The sequence below is a fragment of the Neorhizobium fuzhouense genome (assembly GCF_042611105.1).
Classification (GTDB): Bacteria; Pseudomonadota; Alphaproteobacteria; order Rhizobiales; family Rhizobiaceae; genus Neorhizobium; species Neorhizobium galegae_A.
Map to the genome: position 1 here is coordinate 361,363 of NZ_JBHFFP010000004.1, position 17,469 is coordinate 378,831.

Consider the following 17,469-nt stretch of genomic DNA (forward strand, 5'->3'; position numbering starts at 1 on the left):
ATTCATGTACACTCGGGTAAATGTCAGCCCTCGTGATCGAGATCGTTCCGATGACCTTTCAAGGCGCCTCCTCCGTATCCACCGCAGTCCCGTCCTCCGAACCGTTCGCCGATTTTGCGCCGCCCATCGGTGCGCAGTCGCAGCTGCGGCAAGCCATTACCGCCGCCTATCGCCGTCCGGAGGCCGAATGCCTTCAGCCGCTGCTCTCGGCGGCAAGCCTGCCCGATACGGACAAGCTGAAGATCCGGGAAACGGCGCGTGCGCTGGTCACAGCCCTTCGGGCAAAACATCGCGGCAGCGGCGTCGAGGGGCTGGTGCATGAATATTCGCTCTCCAGCCAGGAGGGCGTGGCGCTGATGTGCCTTGCCGAAGCGCTGCTGCGCATTCCCGATACGGCCACCCGCGATGCGCTGATCCGTGACAAGATTTCCGCCGGCGACTGGAAATCCCATATGGGCGGCGGGCGTTCGCTCTTCGTCAATGCCGCCACCTGGGGGCTTGTGGTCACCGGCAAGCTGACAGCCACCGTCAACGATCGCAGCCTGTCTGCCGCTCTCACGCGGCTGATTGCCCGTTGCGGCGAACCGGTTATCCGGCGCGGCGTCGACATGGCCATGCGCATGATGGGGGAGCAGTTCGTCACCGGCGAAACCATTGATGAGGCACTGCGCCGCGCCCGCACGATGGAAGACAGGGGCTTTGGCTATTCCTACGACATGCTCGGCGAAGCGGCCACCACCATGGCCGATGCCGAACGCTACTATCGGGACTACGAAACCGCCATCCATGCGATTGGAAAGGCGGCTGCCGGCCGCGGCGTCTATGCGGGGCCAGGCATTTCCATCAAGCTGTCGGCGCTCCATCCGCGCTACGCCCGCACGCAAGCCGCGCGCGTCATGGAAGAGCTTCTGCCGCGTGTGAAGGCGCTGGCGCTTCTCGCCAAGACCTATGACATCGGTCTCAATATCGATGCGGAGGAGGCGGACCGGCTGGAGCTGTCGCTCGATCTTCTGGAAAGCCTCTGCCTGGATGCCGACCTGTCCGGCTGGAACGGCATTGGCTTTGTCGTCCAGGCCTATGGCAAGCGCTGCCCCTTCGTGCTCGATTTCATCATCGATCTGGCCCGTCGCTCCGGCCATCGCATCATGCTGCGTCTCGTCAAGGGCGCCTATTGGGACGCCGAAATCAAGCGCGCCCAGCTGGACGGCCTGAGCGATTTCCCCGTCTATACGCGCAAGGTTCACACCGACGTCTCTTATCTCGCCTGCGCGAAAAAGCTTCTTGACGCGCGCGATGCCGTCTTCCCGCAGTTTGCCACCCACAATGCCCAGACGCTGGCGAGCGTCTATCACATGGCCGGGCCGGAATTTTCCATTGGATCCTACGAGTTCCAATGTCTGCACGGCATGGGTGAGCCGCTGTATGAGGAGGTCGTTGGGCAGGACAAGCTGGCGCGACCATGCCGCATCTATGCGCCGGTCGGTACGCATGAAACGCTGCTGGCCTATCTCGTGCGCCGCCTTCTGGAAAACGGCGCCAACTCCTCCTTCGTCAACCGCATTGCCGATGAGACGATCACGGTCGAGGAAATGATAGCCGATCCGGTCGATGCGGTGCGCACGATGGCAGAGCCCGGCGCGCGTCACGACCGCATCGAGCTTCCCTCCGGTATCTTTGGCAAGGGTCGTCGCAACTCAAAGGGCCTCGATCTGTCGAACGAGACGGTGCTGGCTGATCTGTCCCGCACTCTGACGGCAAGCGCCGTCATCCCTTGGATGGCCACGCCGCTGATTGCCTTCGAGGCGACGGCAGCAGACGCACAGCCGGTGCTGAACCCCGCCGACCATGGCGATACCGTTGGCCACGTCCGGGACGCAACCGAAGACATGGCGCAACAGGCGGTGGCGATGGCCGCAACGCAGGGCATCTCCTGGGCCGCCACGGCGCCCGGCGAGCGGGCTGCCTGCCTCGAGCGCGCCGCAAACCGGCTGGAGGAGCGCATGGTAGAGCTTCTCGGGCTCATCATGCGGGAGGCTGGAAAATCCGTCTTCAACGCCATCGCCGAAGTGCGCGAAGCGGTGGATTTCCTGCGCTATTACGCCGAGCAGGCCAAGCGCACGCTGGGGCCTGCCCATAGGCCGCTTGGACCTGTCATCTGCATCAGTCCGTGGAATTTCCCGCTTGCCATCTTCACGGGGCAGGTGGCCGCAGCGCTTGTGGCCGGCAATCCCGTGCTGGCAAAGCCGGCCGAGGAAACGCCCCTGATTGCCGCCGAAGCCGTGCGCATCCTGCACGAGGCGGGCATTCCGGCCACCGCCCTGCAATTGCTGCCGGGCGGCGGACAGATCGGCGCGGCACTTGTCGCAGCCCCGCAAACGGCAGCCGTCATGTTTACCGGTTCGACGGAGGTCGCCCGGCTCATCCAGAAACAGCTGGCCGGACGGCTGTCTTCCTCAGGCAAGCCGATCCCGCTGATTGCCGAGACCGGCGGACAGAACGCCATGATCGTCGATTCCTCGGCGCTTGCCGAACAGGTGGTCGGCGATGTCATCGCCTCTGCCTTCGATAGCGCTGGCCAGAGATGTTCGGCGCTGCGGGTTCTCTGCCTGCAGGAGGAGGTCGCGGACCGCATTCTGGTGATGCTGAAGGGCGCGCTTGCCGAACTGTCCATCGGCCGCACTGATCGGTTGAGCATCGATATCGGGCCGGTGATCACGCCGGAAGCACAGGAAACCATCGAGGCGCATGTGCGCCACATGGCCTCGCTTGGGCGTTCCATTCACCGCGCGGACCTGCCGCAATCGGCCGCCGCAGGCACATTCGTCGCGCCGACGATCATCGAGCTTTCATCGCTTGGCGAGCTTCAGCGCGAGGTGTTCGGCCCGGTCCTGCATGTCATCCGCTATCGGCGCGCCGATCTCGACCGGCTGATCGATGATATCAATGCCACCGGCTATGGCCTGACCTTTGGCCTCCATACTCGCCTCGACGAAACCATCGCCCATGTGATGAGCCGCATCCTCACCGGCAACCGCTATATCAACCGCAATGTCATCGGCGCCGTTGTCGGCGTGCAGCCGTTTGGCGGGCGCGGCCTGTCCGGCACCGGCCCGAAGGCGGGCGGCCCGCTCTATCTTGGCCGCCTCGTGGACGTGCCGCCAGAGCCGCCGCAGCTCAGTTCGGTTCATCTTGATCCGGCACTCACCGATTTTGCGCGGTATCTGGATGATCGGCAGATGCCGGAGGCGGCGGAACGGGCGCGCACCATCGGTCGCCAGTCGGCACTGGGGATTGAGCTGCAGCTGGCGGGGCCGGTTGGCGAACGAAATCTCTATGCCCTTCATCCCCGCGGCCAGATCCTTCTCGTGGCAGAGAGCTTCCAGGGGCTTCTGACGCAACTTGCCTGCGTGCTCGCGACCGGCAACAGTGCCGTCATTGATACGGCTGCCGGCCTTGGCCCGCAATTGCAGGCTTTGCCGGCAAGCCTTTCGCCACGCGTCCGCTTTACCGGCGACTGGGAATCGGCGGGCCCATTCGCTGGCGCGTTGATCGAAGGGGAGAGCGACACGGTCACCGCCGCGCTCACGCGCATCGCCGATCTTGCCGGCCCGCTGGTTCTCGCGCAGGCCGCCTCGCCACAGGATGCCGGGCGTGCCGATGCCTATTGCCTCAACTGGCTGCTGGAAGAGGTCTCCACCTCGATCAACACGGCAGCCGCCGGTGGCAATGCCAGCCTGATGTCGATCGGCTGAGGCTTGCTCCGGGATCATCGGACCGTATGATGCGCCGCCGGTCGGTTTCACCGGCGGTGTCACAGGGTGTTCGAAAGTGCAGGTTTTGAATTACAGGTTCCATGTCGCCCGCGGTCTGGCGGCCGTTCTCATGATGGCCCCGGCGGCCGCTGGGGCTGCCGATTGGCAGCCGGTCGAGCAGGTCAAGACCTATGCCATCTCGGGCACGACAGGGGCCGCGCTCTATGAAGCCATCGGCAAGCGGGCGCCGCAGGCAGGCGGCGGACTTGCCATTGCCCATACCGCCTTCAAGCTGACCTGGACACGGACCTACGAGCCGCAGGGAACGGCCTGTGCGATCACGGTCGCAAAGCCCAGGCTCATCATCACCTACACTCTGCCCAAACCCTCAAGCCGTCTTTCGCCGGATGTGGCGGCCAGCTGGACCCGCTTCATCTCCGGTGTCGAAAAGCATGAACGGGTTCATGGAACCTTCATCAAGGACCTCGTCCAGCAGATCCAGGACTTCAGCCTCGGCCTTCGTGTCGAGAACGACCCGGACTGCCAGAAAATCCGCCAGGTGCTGACGGCCCGTCTCGGCGAGCTGTCGAAGGCCGAGCGGGCAAAGAATGTCGAGTTCGACCGGGTGGAGCTGAACCCCGGCGGCAATGTCCACCAGCTGATCCTGTCGCTGGTCAACGGTCCCTGATATCCTGCGCTGCGGCGCCAAACTGAAAGGCCCGCCGGACAATCCGGCGGGCCTTCCGATGAGACGCATGCGGTCTCTTTCCTTGGGAGGAAACCTATTCGGCGGGCTGCAGGCTTGCCGGAACCGACGGCTCCGCCGGCAGGCGCCCGGCCATGGCTTCGGCAAGCTTTGCCGTATCCAGTTCGTTCTCCCAACGGGCAACGACGATGGTTGCCACCGCATTGCCGACGAAATTGGTGAGCGCCCGGCATTCCGACATGAAGCGGTCGATGCCGAGGATCAGCGCCATGCCGGCAACCGGAACGGCGGGGACGACCGAAAGCGTGGCGGCAAGCGTGATGAAGCCTGCACCGGTGATGCCGGCCGCACCCTTCGAACTCAGCATGGCCACGAGCAGCAGCAGGATCTGGTCGCCGAAGGACAGATGAATGTCCGTCGCCTGGGCGATGAACAGGGCCGCCAGCGTCATGTAGATGTTGGTGCCGTCGAGGTTGAACGAGTAGCCGGTCGGAATGACGAGGCCCACGACCGAGCGCTTGCAGCCGGCGCGTTCCATCTTCTGCATCAGGCCGGGAAGTGCGGCTTCCGACGAGGACGTGCCGAGAACCAGCAGCAGCTCTTCCTTGATGTAGCGGATCAGGGCGAGGATCGAGAAGCCGTTATAGCGGGCAACCGCCCCCAGAACGATGAAGACGAAGAGGAACGAGGTCAGGTAGAAGGTGCCGATCAGGAAGGCGAGATTGGCAATCGAGCCGATACCGTATTTGCCGATGGTAAAGGCCATGGCGCCGAAGGCACCGAGGGGTGCCGCCTTCATCAGGATCGCCACCAGCTTGAAGATCGGAGCGGTTACGGCGTGCAGGAAATCGGTGACCGGCTTGGCGCGATCGCCGACCATGGCGAGCGAAATGCCGAACAGAACCGAGAAGAACAGCACCTGCAGGATATCGCCCTGCGCGAAGGCGCCGACGATGGTTTCCGGGATGATGTTCATCAGGAAGCCGACGACCGAGGTTTCATGCGCCTTGGTCGCATAGGTCGAAACAGCCTTGGCATCGAGCGAGGCCGGATCGATGTGCATGCCGGAGCCGGGCTGCACCACATTGGCCACCAGCATGCCGACGGCAAGCGCCAGTGTCGAGAAGATGAGGAAGTAGAGCATCGCCTTGCCGGCCACGCGCCCGACCTTCTTGAGGTCAGACATGCCGGCAATGCCGGTTGCGACCGTCAGGAAGATCACCGGGGCGATGATCATCTTGACGAGGCGAATGAAGGCGTCTCCCAGCGGCTTCAGCGCAGCGCCGAATTCCGGGTAAAAGTGCCCGAGCGTGATGCCGGCGGCAATGGCCACCAGAACCTGCACATACAGCTGCCGGTACAGGGGAATTTTGCCGCGCGAAGTCGCAGCATCATGTGTCATGTCCATGCGATAGATCCTCCATCGCGCCCCAACCACTATGGCTCTCCCGGGGCGATATTTTTGACGATATTCAACGATAGCAAGGGCCGTGCCACTCTCCGGTCAGCATGCAACTAGCTGAGGTTGAAGGGGAATTTTCTCTTGCCGCTGCAGATACAGCGAAGAATGTGCGGAACTTCGCACACACCGCCTTGTGGTTCGGGCGGCTTTATGCACAAATCAGCTGATGGAACCTGCACTCTCCGAAACTCCGGATCGCGCGCCACGCCCTCGGGCGGCACGCCGGCCGTGGCTGATCTTCACGGCGCTCGCGACGGCCTGTCTTGCTGTCGCGCTGTCTTTGGTCCACCACCATGTCAGCGGCTCCGTGATTGCGGATCTGCAGCGGCAGGGCAGGGTGGATGCGGGCTTGAAGGTGGCATTGCTGCGCGCGGTGCTGGAGCGTCCACGCTCGCTGCCCCTGATCCTGGCGCAAGACCGGGATGTTGAGGAGGCGCTGTCTGCCCCCGCACCGGCGCGGCTCGATGCGCTGAACCGCAAGCTGGAAGCCCTGATCACCGACACGAACGCCTCGGTTCTTTATGTCATCAATCACAACGGCCGCGCCATTGCCTCCAGCAACTGGCGCGAACCTTCAAGCTTTGTCGGCAGCGACTATGCTTTTCGCGCCTATTTCTCCCGCGCGATCACCGATGGCGCCGCAGAGCATTTCGCGCTCGGCAGCGTCAGCAACAGGCCGGGCCTTTATATCTCCCAAAGGGTCGGTCCGGCGGATAATCCGCTGGGCGTGGTGGTGGTGAAGGCGGAGTTCGATCAGTTGGAGGAGGACTGGCGAAATGCGGTGCGCCCCTCTTTCGTCACCGACCCCAATGGTGTGGTGCTGATCACCAGCATTGCCTCCTGGCGCTTCATGACGCTTGCCCCCTTGCCGGCGCCGAAACTGAAAGCGCTGCATGAAAGCCTGCAGTTCGGCGATACGCCGCTTCTGCCCTTGCCGGTCAACGTGCTGGACGCGCCGGACGAGGATACGAGGCTTATCGAGACGGTGCTGCCGGGAGAACGGCAGGCCCTTTATCTCGAAGTGGCTGTGCCGGTCGGTTCCACCGCATGGAGGCTGCATTACCTGTCGCCGGTAGAGCCAGCGCTGTCGGCCGCCGTCCGGCAGGCGCAACTGTCCGTTCTCCTCATCCTCATTCCCTTGCTGGCGCTGGCGGCGCTCTGGATATGGCGGCGACAGGCCACGCTTGCGCGCATTTCCATGGAGCAGGCGGCGCGCACGGAACTGGAGCGCAGGGTCCGCGAGCGCACGGCAGACCTCACCCGCGCCCGCGATCGGCTGGAAGCCGAAATCACCGATCACCGTGTCACGGAGGCACGGCTCCAGGGCGTGCAGCAGGAACTGGTGCAGGCAAACCGGCTGGCCATTCTCGGCCAGGTCGCTGCAGGCGTGGCGCATGAAATCAACCAGCCTGTCGCGACCATCCGTGCCTATGCCGACAATGCGCGCACCTTTCTGTCCCGAAGCCAGCTCGCACCGGCCGAAGAAAACCTGAACGAGATCGCAAGCCTGACCGAACGCATCGGCACCATTACCGAGGATCTGAAGGCGTTGGCGCGGAAAGGCCGTTCCGCGGCCGAACCGGTCAGCCTGAAGGACGTGTTGAACGGCGCCGTGATGCTCCTCAAAACCCGCTTTTCCGGCCGCCTCGATCTCCTGAAGATCACGATGCCGCGGGAGGATCTGCGTGTGCTCGGCAACCAGCTGCGGCTGGAGCAGGTGATGATCAACCTTTTGCAGAACGCGCTCGAGGCCATCGAGCAGCATCCGGAAGGGCTGGTGCATGTCGACGTGGACGAGGGGCCGACCACGGTGCTGATCCATGTGGTGGATACGGGTCCAGGCATTGCGCCGGCCATTCTCGATCAGCTTTTCTCGCCCTTCAACACGTCGAAGGAAGGCGGTCTCGGCCTCGGCCTCGTAATTGCCAAGGATATCGTCAGCGACTATGGCGGTCACATCCGCGTCGACAGCAGCTCTAAAGGCACCCGTTTCACGATCGAACTGAAAAGAGCAGAGCCATGAGCCGGCCACTTCCCGTCATCCTTATCGACGACGACCGCGACCTGTTGCGCGCCACGGCCCAGACACTCGATCTCGCCGGCTTTTCCGTTTCGGCTTTCTCGTCTGCCGGTGAGGCCTTGCCGATGATTTCGGCGGATTTTGCCGGCGTCGTCATCTCGGATATCCGCATGCCGCGCATCGACGGGCTGGAACTGTTTGCGCGGGTGCAGGCCATCGATTCCGATATTCCCGTCGTGCTGGTAACCGGCCATGGCGATATCCCGATGGCCGTCGACGCCATCAAGGACGGCGCCTATGATTTCATCGCAAAGCCCTATGCAGCCGACAGGTTGGTTCAATGCGTGGAACGGGCCGGCGAAAAGCGGGCCTTGATCCTCGAAAACCGGGCCTTGCGCGAAGTGCGATCGGGCGATGACGACGGCCTGCCGCTGATCGGCCAGACGCCGGTCATGCAGCGCCTGCGCCACACGCTGCGCCAGATCGCCGATACGGATGTGGATGTGCTGCTGACCGGCGAAACCGGCACCGGCAAGGAGGTGGTGGCAAGCCTGCTGCACCGCTGGAGCCGGCGGGCATCGGGAAATTTCGTCGCGCTGAACTGCGGCGCCCTGCCGGAACAGATCATGGAAAGCGAGTTGTTCGGCCATGAACAGGGGGCCTTCACCGGCGCGCAGAAGCGCCGCGTCGGGCGCATCGAGCACTCGAGCGGCGGCACGCTGTTTCTCGATGAAATCGAAAGCATGCCGACGGGCACGCAGGTGCAGATGCTGCGCGTGCTGGAAATGCGCGAAGTCACTCCGCTCGGTACCAATGAAGTCCGCCCGGTGGATTTGCGCGTCGTTGCCGCGGCCAAGGTGGATCTCGGCGATCCAGCCGAGCGGCGGGATTTTCGCGAAGACCTCTATTATCGGCTGAACGTCGTGACGCTGTCCATTCCGCCGCTTCGCGAGCGCCGGGCCGACGTGCCGCTTCTGTTCCGCTATTTTACTCAGCGTGCTGCCAATCGCTTCTCGCGGGCGCTGCCTGCGTTGACGCCTGCCGTTTCACACCATCTGGCGAGCCATGACTGGCCGGGCAATGTGCGTGAACTGACCCATTACGCCGAGCGTTTCGTGCTGGGGCTTGAGCCATCGCTGGAAGCGGCAACGCCCCGTGACGCGCCGCGCATCATCGACAGCGGGCAATCCCTGCCCGACCGGCTGGCCCGTCTGGAAGCGGAGATCATCCGCGAAACGCTGGCCAAGAACGGCGGGGATGTGCGCCTGACGCTGGAAGCCCTCGGCATTCCGCGCAAGACATTCTACGACAAGCTGCAGCGCCACGGCATCGTGCGGGGCGAATTTTCCGGCCGTGTCTGAAAAATCTTGAGCTGTCAGGGCTCGGCAATCAGCTGGCGGATGCGGGTGGCCATGGCCTCCATGGCAAAAGGCTTGGTCATCACATGCATGCCAGGCTCCAGATTGTTCTGGTTGAGCACGGCATTTTCGGCATAGCCCGTGATGAACAGGATTTTCAGCCCCGGACGCCGCGCCCGCGCCGCATCGGCAAGCTGACGCCCGTTGATGCCGTTCGGCAGCCCGACATCGGTCACCATCAGGTCGATGCGATCGCTGGCTTCGAGGAAGGGCAGGGCGCTTGCGGCATCCTCGGCTTCCAGCGCGCGGTAGCCCAGTTCCTCCAGCACCTCGACGATGAGAACGCGCACCAGCGGCTCGTCATCCACCACAAGAACAGTCTCGCCAGCACCCTGCACCATGCTGTTTGCGGCAGCGGGCAGGGGTTCTGCAGGCGCTTCCTGTCCAGCGTGGCGCGGCAGGTAGAGAAGAACTTCCGTGCCGGCGCCGGGGGCCGTCACGATCACCGCCCGTCCCCCCGATTGGCGGGCAAAACCATAGATCATCGAAAGGCCAAGACCGGTGCCCTGGCCAATCGGTTTGGTGGTGAAGAACGGATCGAAAGCGCGGCTTGCCACATCAGGCGTCATGCCTGTTCCCGTGTCGCGCACCGAAAGCACCACGTAATCGCCGGGGCTCAGGTTCCTTTCCGCCGCAAGATCGTCGGAATACGGCTGCTTGAAGGTGCGGATGGTCAGCCGCCCGCCATTCACCATCGCGTCGCGCGCGTTGATGGCAAGGTTCAGCAACGCGTTTTCCAGCTGGCCCGGATCGACAAGAACCGACCATAGTTCAGGATCGAGCGAGGTCTCGATGGAAATTTCCGGACCGACCGAGCGACGGATCAGTTCCTCCATGCCAAGCACCAGGGCGTTAGCGTCAGTGGTGCGCGGATCGAGCGTCTGGCGACGGGAAAAGGCCAGCAGACGGTGGGTGAGGGCGGCGGCCCGCTTCGTTGCCCCTTGCGCGGCACCGACATATTTTTCGGCGTCCGCAATACGCCCCTGGCCGAGCCTGAGGTTGATCAGCTCGAGGCTGCCGCTGATGCCGGCGAGAATATTGTTGAAATCATGCGCGAGCCCGCCAGTCAGTTGGCCGACGGCCTCCATCTTCTGCGCCTGGCGCAAGGCCTCCTCGGAGGCCGCAAGCGCGGCTGCGGCTTTCTTTTCCGCAGTGATGTCGCGACCGCTGCCATAGATCAGCGCGCCATCGGCCGCCGCAACCCAGGAAATCCAGCGGTAGCCGCCATTCGAGCAGCGGTAGCGGTTTTCAAACGGGGGGAATGTGCCGGACAGGTTCCGCGCGAACGTGGCCTTTGTGGCGGCGACGTCCTCGGCGACGATGAAGTCCAGAACGGAGCGATTGAGCATCTCGTCCTCCCGCCAGCCGAGGATCTTGGTGACGGCGGGATTGACGGCGCGAAACCTGCCCATCTGGTCGATAACGACGTTGATATCCTGCGTGTTGCGCCAGATCTGGTCGCGTTCGCGTGTGCGCTGCTCGACTTCGGCTTCAAGCGAACTTGCGAGCTGCTGCAGCGCCTGTTCGGCCTTGATGCGTTCGATGGCGGTGTGGGCGCGTGAGGCGACCTCCCGGATGAAATCGACGTCATCCTCGGCCCAGGTACGAACCTTGGCACAGTTGACGAAGAAGGCCGCAACGATCTCGTTCTTTTCCACGACGCCGACATTGACAAAGGAGCGGGCACTGCGGGCAATCAGCGCGTCTGCAGCTGCGCTCACGCGCGGATCGAGCGTGACATCCGAGACCGCAACCACCTTGTCACGCAGCACGTCTGCGACAAGGTCGGGAAGCGGGCGAAGATCCATATCGGCGCGGATATCGACAACCCCCCGGGCATTCCAGGCCTGCAGGATGGTAAAGGCGGTGAGGTCCGGTGCGACCATGCCGTAACCCACACGGTCGGCCTCCAGCGTTTCACCGAGGATGCGGGACGCAGAAAGAGCAATCGCGTCGACATTCCACAACGACTGGATCTCCCGCGTGAGACGCACCAGAGCATCGCGCCGCGAATCGGATCGGCGACGTTCGGTCACATCGCTTGCCGCGCCGAACCATTCGGTAATCTCGCCCTTTGCATCGAGAACCGGCACGGCACGGGAAAAGACCCAGCCGATCGACCGGTCGGCCTTGCGGATACGATGTTCCATCTGGAAAGGCCGCTTGGTGCGGATCGCCCGTCCGATAGCAGCCCCGATCGGCGGCTGGTCTTCGGCGGGCAGATAATCCTCGATCCAGCGAGAACTGGGGCGGTCGAGATTTTCCAGAAATCCCCGTCCATCGAGCTGGCGCATCTCGATCCAATCCGGGCTGACACGGAAAATCGCATCAGAGGTTGCAAGCGTCAGCGCCCGGAACTGCTCCTCGCTTTCGCGCAACCGTCTCTGGCTAAGAACCATCTGCGTCGTTTCCACCACAATGGCGATGACGCCGGCGGGTTTGCCGCTTTCGTCCATGACAGGCGAATAATCGAGGTTCATCCACACCGACTCGGGCACGCCATTGCGCACGAGCGTCAGTTCCTGGTCGCGGTAGTGCAGCGTCGAGCCGGAAAGACCAACTCGCATCACATTATCGTTGAAATCGGCAATTTCTGCCCAGCCTTCGCGCACCTTGGAGCCGAGAAGCTGCGGGTGGCGATTGCCTGCAAAGACCGAATAGGCGTCGTTATAGATCATAATGCCGTCTTCGCCCCACAACAGCACGATGGGGACGGACGAGCCAAGAAGCATGCTAGTGACGGATTTCAGGCTCTGGGGCCATTCCTCCAGGGGGCCGAGACGGGTCTTTGACCAGTCGAAGGCGCGAATAAGGGCACCCAGCTGGCCACCGCCAACGGGGAAGGGGATATTGGCCGTTACCGTTCCGTCCGCTGCCATTCGCCATCCATGCTTTTGCCACTGACGCCACGGCGACGACTGTCATGGCCGGTCATCCATTGGCGATTGCGCGAACCATTTAGCGTCAACAGAGGCACTCTATCAATCACTTCTACACAACGTCTTCCTACTTTAGTGCGCCATCTTGAGCCATGGCGCCGGCACGAGGCTGGGAGGAAAGGCACCACGTCTTTCGCCCTCCACAAACCGTTCGATAAAGGCCAGCGCGTGTTCCAGCCCGTTCATCGTATAGGGTTTTTCAATCGCGCCCAGCGCACCGGCAAAATCCTCCGGGATGCGCTTCAGGTTGCCGGTCATGAAGACGTAAGGCACACCCTTTTCGCGCAGGTGATAGCCAACCTCGATGCCGCTCGGCCCATCGAGAAGCTGGATATCGACAAAGGCGAAGTCCAGCGCCTGATGATCGGCAAGCACCTTTGCCTCTTCACTCGACATGGCCTGACCGATGACCGCATGGCCCGCCGCCTGCAGCTCGCTTTCCAGCTCCAGCGCCAGCAGTGCCTCGTCTTCCACGATCAGTATATTCACGATGTCTTGCCCTCCCCATGGCTGTCTACCGGCAGAAGCACATCCACCACCGTCTCACTTCCATTGATTTCGCGCGTGATCGTCGCGCCGACCTGTCTCGCAGATGTCTCCAGGATCATTCGGCTAAAATCTTTCTCTTCGCCGCCTGCATCCCGCGCACCGGCCGTATCGCGCATCTCGATATGAAATTGGCCATTCAGCCGTTCCACGCAAAGGTGAAGCTTGCCGCCACCGTCGCCGAGGCCCCGGCGCACCGCGTCCGCCACCAGTTCGTGGAGAATAAACGCCAGCGGGGAGGCCTTGGTGGCCGGAATGAGGACCGGTGACAGGTTGAACGTCAGCTCGATATCATCGCGCCGCACGGCGCCAATCATGTCGGTTGCCAGATCGCGGGCAAAGTCTGCCCCGTCGAAATGTTCCACATCGGCGGTGGTAAACAGTTTCCTCTGCACGGTGCTCAGTGCCTCGACCCGGCCAAGCACCGAGTGCAGGGTTCTGCGAACCGTATCATCCCGGGTGAGGCGCGCCTGCAGCTTCAGGATCGAGGCAATGGTCAGCAGGTTGTTTTTGACGCGGTGGTCCACTTCGTGAACCAGAAGCGTCTTTGCCTCAAGCGCATCCCTCAGATCCTTCGTGCGCCGGGCCACTTCCTCTTCGGCAAGACTGCGGGCAGCGGCAAGCTCCGACTGCCTTTCTTTCATCCGGGTGAAATCCAGCTGCGAGGCAAAGAAATAGATCACGTCGCCCGCCTGGCTGCGAACCGGGCTGAGGAACAACGCATTCCAGAACGGCGTGCCATCCTTGCGATAGTTCAGAACGTCGACGGCAAGGCTCCGTTCGTCCTCGACAGCCGCTCTGATCTGCGCAACCACGGCCTTGTCTGTTTGCGGCCCCTGCAGCAGTCGGCAATTGCGACCGATTAGTTCTTCTCGCGCATAGCCGGTCAGCGTCGAAAAGGCGGCATTGGAAAAGATGATCGGATTGTCCGCCTGCCGCGGATCGGTAATGATCATCGGCATGCGGGTCGCCTTGAAGGCGGCGGCAAAGGGATCGTCGGAAAGATGTTCCGCAAGCAGGCGCTCACCTGCCTCCTCTGCGTCTTTGATGGAACGGTCACTGACAGTCATGGGAGACGATTTCACTCCATTCCAAGCGAAGGAGCCAAACGGGGCTGCCCCCGCTTGGTTCCTTTGATGGGTTGAAAAACCGACCCGGAAGAGCAGCCTCAGGCGGCGGCGCGAATGAGCGCAAGCCCCTCCTGCAGCAGCGCAAGTGCGGCTTCCTCACTCTCGGCTTCCACGTAGCACCGCATTTCCGGCGCATTGCCGGAGGGGCGCAAGTGGATGATGCGGCCATCCTCGAGCGTGACGCGCAAACCATCCACATCGCTTACCGAACGCACGCCGCCCAACGGCTTCAGGAACAGCGCCAGATTGTCCGGCGAGGCGCGCAGACGTGCCATCAGGGCAGCGCTCGTCTCGACAGGAAAGTTTTCCAGCCGGTCGGCGGCGGCAACCGGGAGCCGGAAGTCCCCCGCGAGAGCCGAAAGGGATTTGCCTCGGCTCTTCGCGAGATAAAGCGTTGCCAGCACCGGCAGGAAACTGTCGCGTGTCGGAAGCGCCGTCAGCGCCTTCCCGTTCTTGTCGAAGCTCGAGGCCGTGAGCAGGCCGCCATTGGCTTCAAAACCCATGACCGCCGTCTCACCGGCATCCAGCGCCTGCTGCATGCCCTCGATCACGAAGGGCGAGCCGACGCGCGTGCGGATGACGCGGAAATCCCCGGTCGCCTCGATGCCCGAATTGGAGGTAACCGGCGTTACCACGACCTTTGCGCCGAGAAACCCCGCCGCAATCAGGCCAAGCAGATCGCCGCGCAGCGGCAGGCCCGTCTCATCGGTCACCAGCGGCCGGTCACCGTCACCATCGGCGGAAACCACGGCATCGAGCGCATGTTCGGCAGTCCAGGCCTTGAAGAGAGCGATCGAATCTTCGGCGACCGCCTCCGTATCGACCGGAATGAAGTGATCCGACCGGCCGAGGGCCAGGACTTTGGCGCCATAAAATTCAAGGATCGAGACAAGCCAATCGCGCGCCACCGTGCTGTGCTGATAGACACCGATGGTAAGACCAGCCAAGGCACCGGCCGGCAGGATATGTTCATTGCGGGCGCGAAACATCGCCTCGGCCTCGGCCGCTTCGCTCGGCGCCGTGCCCGGCGTCAGCTCCAGGTTTTTGTCCGCCATCTGCTCGGCGAGCGCCGTGATGGCCAGTTCGTCCCGCTTGTCGATCTCGCCATCGGGCCGGTAGAACTTGATGCCGTTGCGATCGGCGGGAATATGCGATCCAGTGATCATCAAGGAAGCGGCGCCATGCGTCATCGCATAAAGCGCAAGCGCCGGCGTCGGGATGGCGCCGCAATCGATCGGCGCAAGCCCCGCGCGCTTAAGCGCGCCGATGCAGGTTGCCATGATATCGGGCGAGGAGGGGCGAAAATCGCCGGCCACGAAAATCCGCGCGCCGGGCTTTGCCTTGCCGCTTTCCAGCAGATACTGCGCATAGGCCGTTGCATAGAGCGCCGATGCGCGCCCTTCCAGTTCCGTCACAAGGCCGCGCAGGCCGCTGGTTCCAAACTTCATCATCGTTCCTTCCATGAAGGGCCGCGATCCTTGTCGGGAAAGGAGCGCGCCCAAGGTCTTGGGGCATATTGGCGGGAAAGGGGCTAAACGCATCCTCTGGCGGGCAGAGCGTCCGGCGAGGCCATCAGGCTGCTTTGGATGTTTGCTCCGAAAGTGTCTGAAGGCAGTCCCTCAGTTCATAGATAGCGCAAAGGATATGGTAAAAGGAACTGGCCGGAGCAGGCTCCTCTACAAACTGACCATCGGCGCTCAGTTTGTCGCGCCAGAGGCCGGGGAGGGGCACCTTCAGAAAAACATCGAGCGCTGCGCAAGCCGCAAGCACCGAGGCGAGATACCGCTCCCGCTCGGCGCCGCTCGAAAGAACCGCAAGCTTTGCCGCGCTCTTGATCCATTCCGTCTGCGGCCACAGCCGCGCCAGCGGATCGGCGACGGAAAAATCATCGTTCAAGGCCATGATTGCCACCTTGCGGGTGGCACAGATGCCGTACTGCTCGCCGATCTCGAACAGCCGACGCGCCTTGGCAAGGGCGTCCGTGTCGCCGCGCCGTTCTGCCCAGCGCGCCAAAAGCCAGGCCCATTCGAACTGGTGGCCGGGCTCCATGATGCGGCCTTTCGCGCCCTCGAACGGGGCCCATTCGCCATTGAAGAATTCCCGCAACCCCCCGCTTGTCGCATCGATGAAGCGGCGCATGCAAAGCCCGGCAATTTCATCCGAGAGCGCGCGCCAGGCGGCTTCGTCAAAGCCCGCCTGTGCCTCGCAGGCAAGGCTTGCCTCAAAGAGGTGCATATGCGGATTGGAGCATAAGGGCAGGCGGCGCGGAACGGCCTCTTCAAAGCCCGCTTCCGCATGTGCATAGCCGGCCTTCAGCCGGGCAAGCATCTGAGAGGCGCGCTGCGCCATCGCAGTTGTCGTGTCCGGAAATGCCTTGGCCGTGTAGACGAAGGAGAGGATCGCAAACGCCTGGTTATAGAGATCAAAGCTGTCGTCGGTCATCTCCCCCTCGGCGGTGGTAAGGGCGCCGTAGAAGCCATTCTCCAGCAGGTAGACACGATCAAAGAACTTAAGGCCCTGCTCAGTCGGCGCCTGCCAGTCCCCATCCCAGCCCCGGCAACCGGCCTCGGCAAAACAATAAACCTGACGTGGCTGGACGCGGGAGCGGCGTGGAACGTTTGTCGCTAAGCCGGAAAGATCGATGGTTTCGACAAACCCTCCTGCCTCTCCCTGAAAACCTTTCGCACGCCAGAGCGGCAGGGCGTCGGCATGCAGCCAGTGTTCGAGTTTATCCTGGGCCTGGGTAAGTTCTTCGAGCATGGCGCTTGTCATATCCACAAATGCAGGGGCGACAGGATTTTCCGCAGAGCAAAACACTGTTCGATCCATTGGCAAATCAACCCCGTAGGGGTCACGAACTCATATGCATGAAGCATATTTATTTCTTATGACCATGGGAAGACTTGATGTTGCATCGCAACGCAACTGCTGCGACGCTGGTTAAAGCCAATCAACTGCCATGGGCGCAGCGCCCGGATAAATCCGATAAAAAATTTGCCAAAGGTGCTTGTGTAATAAAATCGCCTCGTCTATACGGGCGCCACTGGTCACGGAGTGTAGCGCAGTCTGGTAGCGCACCACGTTCGGGACGTGGGGGTCGAGTGTTCGAATCACTCCACTCCGACCAGTCGAAAAGCCCGCATTTGCGGGCTTTTTTCGTTTTGGGTGAATTTACACCTAACGAAATCCCTAACGCTACAAGTCCAACCGTTAGGGGCTCGGCTGTTTCTGGGCGTTGATGTTGCGTTGAAGACCAAGCGCCTCAAGGCAGGCTCTCATGAACGACTTCATGGCCTGTGCATTGGTAGCGACCTCTCCGTGATCTGAACCTGATCTGAACCCTTCAAACTGGACCATTTTTGGCTAGAGTTTTCCGGTGCATTTTCCTGGCTGGGAAAGGAACGGAAGACGATGAAGGCTGAATAGCCCCGAGATTTGTAGACGCCTTCTTTCCTAATTTTGAGGCAGGAAGAGCATCATGAGCAAATCGAATTTC

General features: G+C 62.3%; 10 protein-coding genes and 1 tRNA gene. 5 read left to right on the plus strand and 6 right to left on the minus strand.

Going from position 1 to position 17,469, the window contains the following annotated elements:
* Positions 1 to 50 precede the first annotated feature (50 nt).
* Both putA and ACEXP3_RS10350 read left to right on the plus strand, forming a co-directional pair.
* Positions 51 to 3,752, plus strand: a complete 3,702-nt coding sequence (gene putA, locus ACEXP3_RS10345; protein WP_377297188.1) for a trifunctional transcriptional regulator/proline dehydrogenase/L-glutamate gamma-semialdehyde dehydrogenase — start codon at positions 51 to 53, stop codon at positions 3,750 to 3,752.
* Positions 3,753 to 3,882: 130 nt separating this feature from the next.
* Entirely contained in the window at positions 3,883 to 4,440 is a 558-nt protein-coding gene (locus tag ACEXP3_RS10350) for a DUF922 domain-containing Zn-dependent protease (RefSeq protein WP_377297207.1), read from the plus strand.
* Between the two features lie 94 nt (positions 4,441 to 4,534).
* Here ACEXP3_RS10350 and ACEXP3_RS10355 read toward each other — a convergent pair whose 3' ends face one another.
* The gene (locus tag ACEXP3_RS10355; RefSeq protein ID WP_210106706.1) at positions 4,535 to 5,866 is read right to left on the minus strand and encodes a dicarboxylate/amino acid:cation symporter; all 1,332 of its coding nucleotides are present in this window, start codon (positions 5,864 to 5,866) and stop codon (positions 4,535 to 4,537) included.
* A gap of 220 nt (positions 5,867 to 6,086) precedes the next feature.
* Between ACEXP3_RS10355 and ACEXP3_RS10360 the strand changes: the two genes are divergently transcribed.
* Positions 6,087 to 7,943, plus strand: a complete 1,857-nt coding sequence (locus tag ACEXP3_RS10360; protein WP_377297189.1) for a sensor histidine kinase — start codon at positions 6,087 to 6,089, stop codon at positions 7,941 to 7,943.
* The gene (locus tag ACEXP3_RS10365; protein ID WP_377297190.1) at positions 7,940 to 9,301 is read left to right on the plus strand and encodes a sigma-54-dependent transcriptional regulator; all 1,362 of its coding nucleotides are present in this window, start codon (positions 7,940 to 7,942) and stop codon (positions 9,299 to 9,301) included. Before ACEXP3_RS10360 ends, ACEXP3_RS10365 begins: the two co-directional genes overlap by 4 nt.
* A 14-nt stretch (positions 9,302 to 9,315) precedes the next feature.
* On the opposite strand, the gene ACEXP3_RS10370 is transcribed toward ACEXP3_RS10365, so the two are convergent.
* From ACEXP3_RS10370 to ACEXP3_RS10390, 5 genes are all read right to left on the minus strand, one after another.
* The gene (locus ACEXP3_RS10370) at positions 9,316 to 12,237 is read right to left on the minus strand and encodes a PAS domain S-box protein (protein ID WP_377297191.1); all 2,922 of its coding nucleotides are present in this window, start codon (positions 12,235 to 12,237) and stop codon (positions 9,316 to 9,318) included.
* A 132-nt stretch (positions 12,238 to 12,369) separates the two neighbouring features.
* Complete coding sequence (locus tag ACEXP3_RS10375; RefSeq protein WP_210106710.1) at positions 12,370 to 12,786, minus strand: response regulator; 417 nt, start codon at positions 12,784 to 12,786, stop codon at positions 12,370 to 12,372.
* A complete protein-coding gene (locus ACEXP3_RS10380) occupies positions 12,783 to 13,913 on the minus strand; it encodes a PAS domain-containing protein (RefSeq protein ID WP_377297192.1) in 1,131 nt (376 codons plus the stop codon). The genes ACEXP3_RS10375 and ACEXP3_RS10380 overlap by 4 nt, the downstream gene beginning before the upstream one ends.
* Before the next feature lie 98 nt (positions 13,914 to 14,011).
* Positions 14,012 to 15,421: a phosphomannomutase gene (locus ACEXP3_RS10385; RefSeq protein WP_377297208.1), complete on the minus strand. Its 1,410-nt coding sequence runs from the start codon at positions 15,419 to 15,421 to the stop codon at positions 14,012 to 14,014.
* 124 nt (positions 15,422 to 15,545) lie between these two features.
* Positions 15,546 to 16,733: an AGE family epimerase/isomerase gene (locus ACEXP3_RS10390; RefSeq protein ID WP_377297193.1), complete on the minus strand. Its 1,188-nt coding sequence runs from the start codon at positions 16,731 to 16,733 to the stop codon at positions 15,546 to 15,548.
* 290 nt (positions 16,734 to 17,023) lie between these two features.
* Here ACEXP3_RS10390 and ACEXP3_RS10395 point away from each other — a divergent pair.
* Positions 17,024 to 17,100 (plus strand) — tRNA-Pro (locus ACEXP3_RS10395).
* Positions 17,101 to 17,469: the final 369 nt, after the last annotated feature.

What these genes read in the sequence shown, in the direction of transcription:
- putA (WP_377297188.1), top strand. Translation starts at nt 51, where the DNA reads ATGACCTTTCAAGGCGCCTCCTCCGTATCCACCGCAGTCCCGTCCTCC.
- ACEXP3_RS10350 (WP_377297207.1), top strand. Translation starts at nt 3,883, where the DNA reads ATGATGGCCCCGGCGGCCGCTGGGGCTGCCGATTGGCAGCCGGTCGAG.
- ACEXP3_RS10355 (WP_210106706.1), bottom strand. Translation starts at nt 5,866, where the DNA reads ATGGACATGACACATGATGCTGCGACTTCGCGCGGCAAAATTCCCCTG.
- ACEXP3_RS10360 (WP_377297189.1), top strand. Translation starts at nt 6,087, where the DNA reads ATGGAACCTGCACTCTCCGAAACTCCGGATCGCGCGCCACGCCCTCGG.
- ACEXP3_RS10365 (WP_377297190.1), top strand. Translation starts at nt 7,940, where the DNA reads ATGAGCCGGCCACTTCCCGTCATCCTTATCGACGACGACCGCGACCTG.
- ACEXP3_RS10370 (WP_377297191.1), bottom strand. Translation starts at nt 12,237, where the DNA reads ATGGCAGCGGACGGAACGGTAACGGCCAATATCCCCTTCCCCGTTGGC.
- ACEXP3_RS10380 (WP_377297192.1), bottom strand. Translation starts at nt 13,913, where the DNA reads ATGACTGTCAGTGACCGTTCCATCAAAGACGCAGAGGAGGCAGGTGAG.
- ACEXP3_RS10385 (WP_377297208.1), bottom strand. Translation starts at nt 15,421, where the DNA reads ATGAAGTTTGGAACCAGCGGCCTGCGCGGCCTTGTGACGGAACTGGAA.
- ACEXP3_RS10390 (WP_377297193.1), bottom strand. Translation starts at nt 16,733, where the DNA reads ATGCTCGAAGAACTTACCCAGGCCCAGGATAAACTCGAACACTGGCTG.